The organism is Carnobacterium sp. (assembly GCF_032094055.1).
Taxonomy (GTDB): domain Bacteria; phylum Bacillota; class Bacilli; order Lactobacillales; family Carnobacteriaceae; genus Carnobacterium_A.
In genome coordinates this window covers 3,702-13,003 of record NZ_DAMDAK010000072.1, presented here as the reverse complement: position 1 = coordinate 13,003, position 9,302 = coordinate 3,702, and the positions used below count along the sequence as shown (strand labels likewise).

General features: G+C 38.9%; 8 protein-coding genes and 2 pseudogenes. 2 read left to right on the top strand and 8 right to left on the bottom strand.

Features of this window, described 5'->3' with window-relative positions:
- The 5 genes and pseudogenes from glyA to RT405_RS10405 all read right to left on the bottom strand — a co-directional run.
- A pseudogene (gene glyA / locus RT405_RS10425) lies at window positions 1–414 on the bottom strand (serine hydroxymethyltransferase); the annotation flags it as partial.
- A gap of 71 nt (window positions 415–485) precedes the next feature.
- The gene (locus RT405_RS10420) at window positions 486–1,502 is read right to left on the bottom strand and encodes an L-threonylcarbamoyladenylate synthase (protein WP_313469548.1); all 1,017 of its coding nucleotides are present in this window, start codon (window positions 1,500–1,502) and stop codon (window positions 486–488) included.
- Between the two features lie 24 nt (window positions 1,503–1,526).
- Window positions 1,527–2,372, bottom strand: coding sequence for a peptide chain release factor N(5)-glutamine methyltransferase (prmC, locus tag RT405_RS10415; RefSeq protein ID WP_313469547.1), 846 nt, complete (start codon window positions 2,370–2,372; stop codon window positions 1,527–1,529).
- Window positions 2,362–3,438 (bottom strand): peptide chain release factor 1, encoded by a 1,077-nt coding sequence (prfA, locus tag RT405_RS10410; protein WP_313469546.1) that lies wholly within the window; start codon window positions 3,436–3,438, stop codon window positions 2,362–2,364. Before prfA ends, prmC begins: the two co-directional genes overlap by 11 nt.
- Window positions 3,439–3,662: 224 nt before the next feature.
- Window positions 3,663–4,232 (bottom strand): thymidine kinase, encoded by a 570-nt coding sequence (locus RT405_RS10405; protein ID WP_313469544.1) that lies wholly within the window; start codon window positions 4,230–4,232, stop codon window positions 3,663–3,665.
- 343 nt (window positions 4,233–4,575) lie between these two features.
- Between RT405_RS10405 and RT405_RS10400 the strand changes: the two genes are divergently transcribed.
- Together RT405_RS10400 and RT405_RS10395 are read left to right on the top strand one after the other, a co-directional pair.
- Complete coding sequence (locus tag RT405_RS10400; RefSeq protein ID WP_313469542.1) at window positions 4,576–5,925, top strand: Mur ligase family protein; 1,350 nt, start codon at window positions 4,576–4,578, stop codon at window positions 5,923–5,925.
- 1 nt (window position 5,926) lies between these two features.
- Window positions 5,927–6,604, top strand: a complete 678-nt coding sequence (locus RT405_RS10395; RefSeq protein ID WP_313469540.1) for an adenosylcobyric acid synthase — start codon at window positions 5,927–5,929, stop codon at window positions 6,602–6,604.
- A 56-nt stretch (window positions 6,605–6,660) separates the two neighbouring features.
- On the opposite strand, the gene manA is transcribed toward RT405_RS10395, so the two are convergent.
- The 3 genes and pseudogenes from manA to RT405_RS10380 all read right to left on the bottom strand — a co-directional run.
- Entirely contained in the window at window positions 6,661–7,617 is a 957-nt protein-coding gene (gene manA, locus RT405_RS10390) for a mannose-6-phosphate isomerase, class I (RefSeq protein WP_313469539.1), read from the bottom strand.
- A gap of 80 nt (window positions 7,618–7,697) precedes the next feature.
- The gene (locus RT405_RS10385; protein WP_313469538.1) at window positions 7,698–8,717 is read right to left on the bottom strand and encodes a serine hydrolase domain-containing protein; all 1,020 of its coding nucleotides are present in this window, start codon (window positions 8,715–8,717) and stop codon (window positions 7,698–7,700) included.
- 261 nt (window positions 8,718–8,978) lie between these two features.
- Window positions 8,979–9,302 (bottom strand): annotated as a pseudogene (locus RT405_RS10380) (VOC family protein); the annotation flags it as partial.

Here is a 9,302-nt window from a genome sequence, read left to right as displayed (position 1 = left end):
GACAAAATCATATGTTTTTCCACTAAAATTGACTGGAGAACCATGGGTTAAATGCCCACCATGCGTCAAATCCATTCCTAACACTTTATCGCCCGGTTCTAAAAATGCATTAAAAACAGCCATATTTGCACTGGAACCTGAATGCGGTTGTACGTTGGCGTATTCTGCTCCAAAGAGTTCTTTTGCACGGTCAATCGCTAAATTTTCCACTACATCAATGTACTCACAACCGCCGTAATATCGTTTTCCTGGATAACCTTCAGCATATTTATTTGTTAAAATACTGCCTTGAGCCGCAAGTACACCTTCTGAAACAAAATTTTCAGAAGCAATCAACTCAATATTATTTTCTTGGCGATTTTTTTCCTGATCTATCGCATCAAATAAATCTTTATCAAATTCTCTAAAATCCATCTTCAACTCACACCCTTAATTTAATAAATAGAATAACTTTAGTATAGCATTTCTGTCTTATTTTTACTTTATCAAAAATAATGGTTCCCAGCTGCTTTTTCCAACCGATTCATATAGGCATCCCCTAATCCTTCCGCTTCATGCGCTTCAGCCAAGATTACTGTTGCTTCTGTTGTTTCAAAATAACGCAGACCGGCATACAATAATTTGGCTGCATCAGCAACTTCGTCTTTTTTCCCTAGAGAAAATGTATCGGCTACTTTTGACTCAAACAAACGAATGCAGTCTTCATTAGCTAACAGCCCAATTTTCTCACCTTGCAGTTGATAGTGGTCAATGGCTTTTTGCCACTGATCATTTGACCCCTTAACGATAATTACCGGTTCGTTTGGTGAATAGTGTTTGTATTTCATCCCTGGTGCCTTAGGTTGTTCTTCCTTAGAAACCTGATGATGATCCGTATCTATCGGGCCAATAACGGCTTCTATTACTTCCCTTGTCATTGCGCCTGGTCTTAAAATAATGGGCTTTTCAGGATCTGTCATATCTAAAACAGTCGATTCTAATCCAACTCCTGTTTTACCGCCATCCAGTACACCGGCAATTTTTCCATGCAAATCATGGTAAACATGCTGAGCGGTTGTCGGACTTGGTTTTCCTGAAGTATTCGCACTCGGTCCTACTAGCGGTTTTCCTGTTGCTTTGATTAGCGCAAGTGTTGCTGCATTATCCGGCATACGCATAGCTACGCTGTCTAAACCGCCAGTTACGGTTTTAGAAAAGGCTCCCGGTTTTGTACGGAAAATAATGGTTAACGGTCCCGGCCAAAATTTTTCCATCAATTTTTGTGCAGCAAACGGAACTTCTGCTACGTATTTTTTTACTTCTGCTATTGAAGCGACATGGACAATCAATGGATTATCGCTAGGCCGTCCTTTAGCAGCATAAACTTTTTTTACGGCTGTTTCATTTTGTGCATTAGCTCCCAACCCATAGACTGTTTCAGTAGGAAAGGCTATTAATTCTCCTTGTTTCAACAATTGTGCAGCTTTTTCAATTTCATTCAATTGAAATATCTTAGTTTCCACAGGCTCACCTCCATTTTATTTAAATCAAACTTGTTTTACTGTTATCAACCGGTCATGTCCGCTCATATCTTTTTCTACTTCTACTTTTGCGTTTGGAAATGCAGCTTGAAAAATAGCTTTGACTGCTTCTCCTTGACGAAATCCAATCTCTAAAAAGATTTGTCCGTCTGGTTTCAAAATTGCCGGTATTTCTTCCGCTAATCGTTGGTAAATGGCCAAACCATTATTATCGGCAAATAAGGCCATTTGCGGCTCATAGTTCAAAACAGACTCATCCATATCTATCTTTTCATTTTCACCAATATAAGGCGGATTAGAAATAACCACATCGAATTGCTCTGCTGTTACCGGAGCTGTCAAATCACCAGCTAAAAAGCGAACATTTGCTTGTAATTGCTCTGCATTTTCTTTAGCAACTGCTAATGCTGCACTTGATAAATCAATTCCCGTCACTTCATCTTGCGGCCGTTCTTTTTTTATGGCGATAGCAATCGCACCAGTTCCTGTACCAATATCTAAAACAGTTAACGGACGGTTAGACGCTTGCTTTAAGAACTTATCTACAATTTCTTCTGTTTCAGGACGTGGGATCAATGTATCTTTAGTCACTTTAAAACGATAATCATGAAACCATTCATAGCCTAATATGTGCTGAGTGGGAGTTCCTTTACTGTGCTGCTTAACGTCCTCAATAAACTGTTGTCTTGTTTCAATAGGAACCGGATCTTCTAAATGTAAGATAAAATCCGTTTTAGACCAATTCAACCGTCCTCTTAACAAGAACTCCGCTGCTGACTCTTCTTGACCAGCAGCTTCTAAAAAAGAAGAAGCCCATTTCAGGACTTCACGATACGTTTCATCAATTTTCATCTTTTAACTGCTCCATTTTGGCTGTTTGATCATGCAAAATCAATGCATCAATGATTTCATCGAGTTTACCATTTAAAATTTGTTCTAATTTTTGAATCGTTAAGCCGATTCTATGATCGGTTACGCGGCTTTGCGGAAAGTTATAGGTCCGAATTCTCTCTGAACGATCTCCAGTACCTACTGCTGATTTACGTTCCATATCGATCGCGCTTTGCGCTTCATGTTGAATATGGTCATAGACGCGGGCTCGCAAGACTTTCATCGCCTTTTCACGATTTTGAATTTGTGAACGAGCATCTTGCATGGCAACAGCTATTCCTGTCGGTAAATGGGTTAAGCGAACGGCCGAAGCTGTTTTATTAACGTGCTGTCCACCTGCTCCGCTGGCATGGTAAATATCTGTCCGAATGTCTTTATCAGCAATATCCAGTTCTACTTCTTCAGCTTCCGGCATTACCATAACGGTGGCTGTTGAAGTATGGATCCGTCCTTGTGATTCCGTTGATGGAACACGTTGAACACGATGCGCTCCGTTTTCGTATTTTAATTTTGAATATACATTTTCTCCGGTGATCATTAAAGTAACTTCTTTGTATCCGCCGATTCCTGTAATATTGGCATCTAGTACTTCTGTTTTCCAGCCTTGTGCATCAGCGTATTTTTGGTACATGCCGAATAAATCGCCTGCGAATAGCGCTGCTTCGTCTCCGCCGGCTGCTCCTCGAATTTCCATAATGATATTACGATCATCATTTTCATCTTTAGGCAGCATCAAGATTTTCATTTTTTCTTCAATTTCAGTTTTTTCATTTTTTAGTTCTGCTAATTCTTCTTTAGCCATTTCCGTCATTTCAGGATCAGAAGTTTCTCCTAAGACTTCTTCTGTATCTGCAATATCTTGCTCAACCGCTTTATAACGGCGATAAGTGGCCACTGTTTCACGTAGTCCAGCTTCTTCTTTCGTCAGTTTCATTAAGCGTTTTGTGTCACTGACTACTTCAGGGTCACTTAACAATTCATTCAGTTCTTCGTAACGTCCTTCAACGCTAGCTAATCTATCAAACATACTGAAATTCTCCTTTTTTTTTCATGGTTTACTGCTGCTGTTTTTTTATTTAAGAAACTCCCATGCGGCACTCCGCATCCTGTTCTTAGTTGAGCTGTGTGACCCAGACACTTGGCAATTTAGATAACTTTCAGCAATGCGCAGGATGCTCTTGCTTAGAAAGTTCCTAAAATCGCTGTGTGTCTACCAGGGTCACTCCGCATCCTTGTTTTTCCGCATCTTTGCTAAAGTGGGGGGTGGATATAGTGTTTACGGCAAACGGGGAAGTAACTTTCATTTCCACCGATTTGAATTTGTTCACCTGCATAGACAGGCTTGCCATCGATCATCCGCATGTTCATAATGGCTTTTCTGTGACAATACCAGCAGATTGTTTTCATCTCTTCAATCTTATCTGCATAAAGCAACAGGTATTTAGAACCTTCAAACAACTCATTTTTAAAATCATTTTTCAGACCAAAAGCCATAACTGGAATATCAAGATCATCCACGATTTGAGCTAATTGAAAAATATGTGTTTTCATTAAAAACTGTGCTTCATCAATTAATACACAAGCAGGCTTGAAATCAAGTTCTTGGATAGTTTCAAAAATATTGGTATCATCAAAAATCGAAATCCCTTCACGCCGCAAACCGATCCGGCTAGAAATAATGCCCACTTCATCTCGATTATCCAAACCGCTCGTCATAAGAACAACGGGCTTGTCTTGTTCTTCATAGTTATATGCCACTTTAAGAATCTCAATGGTTTTTCCGCTGTTCATTGCACCGTATTTGAAAAAAAGTTGAGCCATAATTTTACATCCTCTTTTCTTTCATAGGAATCTCTTAGAATTATACGGTAATTTTGTGAATTTTGCATTAAATTTGTAAAAGAAAAATGGAAAGAGGCTTATTTACAACAGAACGGCTCCCATATTTTCTGTTTTTCAAGACAAAGAAATTCTCAGCCCTACTTATCAATTCCCTTCCCTTAACATCAGATTCTCCGTTTTTTGGCTATCAAATTCATTAAATTTATCTATAGAATCAAACAAGTTAAGTAATTTTAATATTCTTTCAAAAAAATTGTGCTAAAATGACAAAGTAGCAGCAAATTATTTGTTCTCATTATTTTATTTATTGGAGGAAACTCAATTGAGTATACGTAACGCATTTGCCATTATGGTAGGAAAAACAACTAGATGGGGACTCCATACCTTTTTTAAAGGAGGCAGCAGTTATCCAGGTATGTTAACACAAAAGCTGGATCCTACTGTTTTAGGCGCATTGTCTAAAGATTACGAAGTCGTAATCGTGACTGGCACAAATGGAAAAACATTAACAACAGCTTTGACTTATCAAGTGTTGAAACAAAAATACCCAGATATCATTACCAATCCAACAGGTGCAAATATGCAGCAAGGGATTGTTTCTACTTTCTTGACACACCACACTTATACAACTAATAAAAAAAATAAAGTAGCCATCTTAGAAGTCGATGAAGCTAGTTTGGTTCACGTTACTAAATATGTCAAACCAAAAGCAATTATTTTTACCAATGTTTTCCGCGATCAAATGGATCGTTATGGTGAAATCTATACCACTTATCAATTGATGTTGGACGGTGCTGCGCTAGCCCCTGAGGCTTTGATCGTCAGCAACGGTGATGCTCCGATCTTTAATTCAAAAGAAACGGTCAATAAACGAGTTTATTTTGGCTTTGATCATTTGCCTGACGGGGAAATGCAAGCTCATTATAATACTGATGGAGTCCTTTGCCCGCAATGTCATCATATTCTACATTACAAATTCATCTCTTACAGCAACCTTGGAAAATATTATTGTCCGCATTGTGGATTTAAACGTCCTGAACTGACTTACCGTATGACAGATATTCTAGAGATGGATCACCAATCTTCGCGCTTTATCATTGATGGTGAACCTTTTGAAATCAACATTGGCGGCCAATACAACATTTATAATGCTTTAGCTGCTTACAGCATTGGCCGGATTTTTGATGTAACGCCTGATCAGATAAGAAGCGGATTTCAGTCTGCTAAACGAGTATTTGGCCGGCAAGAAATCATTAATATTGAAGATAAAGAAATTACGGTCAATTTAGTGAAAAATCCAGTTGGGTTAAACCAAGTTTTAGATATGATTGCCCGCGATCCTGAACCATTTTCTTTTGTCTCTATTCTAAACGCGAATGCTGCAGATGGAACGGATATCAGTTGGATTTGGGATGCAAATTACGAAAGTATCACCGATATGAATATCAAACAATTTACAGTGAGCGGTGAGCGAGTGGAAGATATCAAAACTCGGATAGAAGTTGCCGGTGTACCAGCAGAAGAACTGCAAGTCATTCCTGAATTGACTGACTTGATCAAGAGTTTCAAAGATGCGCCCACTAAGAAAATTCACGTTTTAGCAACTTATACAGCTGTCTTGCAATTGCGCAAAGAGCTTGCCAATCAACATTATATTGAAGGAGGCATGTAAGATGGTTGAATTGAAAGTTTGTCATCTTTATGGGAATTTACTAAACACATATGGTGATAACGGCAATTTATTAATGCTGCAGCACCGTGCAAAACAGTACGGCATTACCTTTGATACGGAAATCATCAGTTTAGATCAAGCTTTTGATCCAACTAAATATGATTTAGTTTTCTTTGGCGGCGGTCAAGATTTTGAGCAACGCATTGTTTCAAAAGATTTGCAAAATAAAAAAGAAGACATCGCCACTTATATTGAAAACGATGGTGTAATGGTCGGTATTTGCGGCGGTTTCCAACTACTAGGCCATTATTATGTGGATGCTGCCGGCAATAAAATTGAAGGCGCTGGTGCTCTAGATCACTACACGCTCAATCAAGAAAATAACCGTTTCATCGGCGATATCATTATTAAAAATGACGAATTTGATGAAACTTATAAAGGCTTTGAAAACCACAACGGTCGGACTTTCTTAGGCGAAAATGTCAAACCGTTAGGCATCGTTGAAATCGGTCAAGGCAACAATGGCGAGGATAAAACGGAAGGCGCCCATTACAAACAAACTTATTGTTCTTATCTTCACGGGCCTATCTTAGTGCGCAATGTGTCTTTAACTGATCGTATTTTAAAAGAAGCCGTTAAGAAACGTTTTCCTCAAGAGGCTGAAGCCTTATTCGCGTAACCAAAAACCACCGACCTGAACGAAAATCGTTTAGGTCGGTGGTTTTTTAGCTTCTCTTAAAGTTTCGTTCCTGGTGTGGATGCGATAATTTGCAATGTGCCGTCAATTGTCCAGTTTTTGATTTCATTTGGCAAAATGAAATGTGTTCCTTTGTGCAATGGATAATCGCCCGCTTCAACAGATAGCGTTCCTTCGCCTTCTAAAACACTCACTAGAGTATAGGGCGCTGTAGCTTCAAATGCTGCTTTTCCTGTAATATCCCATTGGTATACATCAAAGAAATCAGTTTTTACATACGTTGTGATTTCGACATTTTCCCGCTTTTCTGTTTGAATATCTGTGGCTGCATCCACATGCGGAACGGTTGTCACATCAACAGATTGTTGAATGTGCAGTTCTCTTGGCTTTCCATCATCGCCTTTACGGTCATAGTCATAGACCCGGTAAGTTGTATCACTGGATTGTTGCGTTTCTAGGATCATGATCCCTGCTCCTATCGCATGGATCGTTCCACTTGGAACAAAGAAGAAATCGCCTTTTTTTACTTTGATACGGCGCAATAAATCATCCCATTTGCCTTCACGAATCATGGTTTCTAATTCTTCTTTTGATTGAGCATGGTGTCCGTAAATGATTTCTGCTTCTTCGTCGGCATCGATCACATACCAACATTCTGTTTTTCCTAACTCGCCTTCATGTTCCATTCCATAAGCATCATCTGGATGCACTTGGACCGATAAGTCATCGTTCGCATCTAATATTTTAGTTAATAATGGGAAGACGTCTCCTTTGGCATTGCCGAAAGCATCACGGTGTTCTTTCCACACTTCTGCTAATGTCATTCCTTGATAAGGACCATTCAATACTGTGCTGGGTCCGTTTGGATGAGCACTGATAGCCCAACACTCGCCTACCTTGTCACTGGGTAAATCATATCCAAAGACATCTCTTAATTTGGTGCCGCCCCAAATTTTTTCTTGTAAAACAGCTTTTAAAAATAATGGTTCGTTCATTTTTACGTTCCTCCCATATGCATACTTCTTTCTTATCTTACCACAGTTGAAAACGATTTTACATTGCTTTCATTTAAAAGTTACAGCCATTCTACTTCTTTTTCTGAAAAATACGTTTCGATTAATTGATCTCTTTTCTTAAGATAGGTTGGTGTATCACTTGTTGGATGTACCCGGTTAGACAAAAAAACAAAAGCTGTTTGCTTTTTTATATCCAATAATATAAACGTTCCTGTAAATCCGGTATGGAATAGATAACGACCTTGCTTTCTGATTGTTAAATCCCAGCCTAAAGAACGTTCTAATTTCCCGCTCGGTGTCCAATCCCGTGTTAATTGTTCAACAGTTGATTCTTGCAAGATGCGAACACCTTCTAACTGACCTTTTTGAAGAAGCATCTGACTAAAACGTAAAACATCGTTCAATGTAGAAAACAATCCGGCACTACCGCAATGATCGCCTAATACTAATGCTTTAGGATCGTGAACTTCTCCTCTGATCACACCACGGTCCGGCTGGCTTTCTGTTGGAGCGCACTGTGCCGGATCTGCTGGATGAAAGGTTGAATCAAGCAAATTCAAAGGAACCATAATGCGTTTTTCAAAAACAACACTTAGCGTTTCATTTTCAATGCTTTCAATGATATAACCCAATAAGATCATATTTGTATCCGTATATTTCACTTTTGTGCCGCATATGTCTTCCACGGGCAAATTCAATAGAGCAGCTTTTAATTCACTAGCTGATAACGCATTGCGATTGGGAATAAATCCATTTAACCCAGAAGTGTGCGTCAGTAAATGACGAAGTGTTACTTGGCTGGCACTGAAATCCGGTAAATAAGTTTGAACGGAGGCATCTAGAGCCAATATCCTGTTCTCCAATAATTGCAAAATAACAGTTGTCGTCAGCATGACTTTTGTCAAAGAAGCAACATCATATTGCTGGTTTTCTTTAATGGGCTCTTTGCGAGGAATCATCGCTGCTAGACCCTCACGGTATTGCCTGATTTCCTGTTGGTTGATAAAAGCATAACTTGCTCCAGGCAATGTGCCGTCTTCGGTAAAGTGTCGGATCAATTTCCTAGTGTTGTCGTACATGGCTCTCTTCCTTTCTTCGACTTCTGCTTAACATTTTTAAAAGAAAAACGCTCATGGGTGGTTTATCCATCAGCACTATTTCATTTTTTAAATTTACTTATTGATATTAGCTACTTTTTAAGACCAGCTTTTTAGCTTGATCATAGCATAGACATTTCGGTTAAAGAAATAAAAGCCGCAACTTTTCGTTAGTTTTTTACTGATAAAACCAAAAGTAAACGACCAGAAAAAGCAAAAGCCTTTTCTGGTCGTTAAAATGAATTATTTTTGTAGGATTTTTACTACAATTCCATTAGGGTCTTCCAATGAAAGAACACCACTCTCTTCATCTAACTGGTATTCATATTGTTTGTCCGTTAAAGATGTTTGAATGCGGGCGAAGTCCTCTTTAACTGGAACTACGATCGTATAATAAGCCAAACCGCGAATTCCTTTTTCAGCTGCTGGGATTCCTTTTCCCGCCCAAGTATTTGCTCCGATTTGGTGATGGTATTCACCAGCTGCAAAAAACTTTGCTTGTGCGCCAAAATCAAATTTCAATTCGAAGCCCAATAAACCCTTGTAAAAAGCTTCAGTCTCATTTAA

Bases quoted from the DNA above. Each gene is read 5' to 3' on its own strand.
- prmC (WP_313469547.1), bottom strand. From the start codon at position 2,372: ATGAAAATTGATGAAACGTATCGTGAAGTCCTGAAATGGGCTTCTTCT.
- prfA (WP_313469546.1), bottom strand. From the start codon at position 3,438: ATGTTTGATAGATTAGCTAGCGTTGAAGGACGTTACGAAGAACTGAAT.
- RT405_RS10405 (WP_313469544.1), bottom strand. From the start codon at position 4,232: ATGGCTCAACTTTTTTTCAAATACGGTGCAATGAACAGCGGAAAAACC.
- RT405_RS10395 (WP_313469540.1), top strand. From the start codon at position 5,927: ATGGTTGAATTGAAAGTTTGTCATCTTTATGGGAATTTACTAAACACA.
- manA (WP_313469539.1), bottom strand. From the start codon at position 7,617: ATGAACGAACCATTATTTTTAAAAGCTGTTTTACAAGAAAAAATTTGG.
- RT405_RS10385 (WP_313469538.1), bottom strand. From the start codon at position 8,717: ATGTACGACAACACTAGGAAATTGATCCGACACTTTACCGAAGACGGC.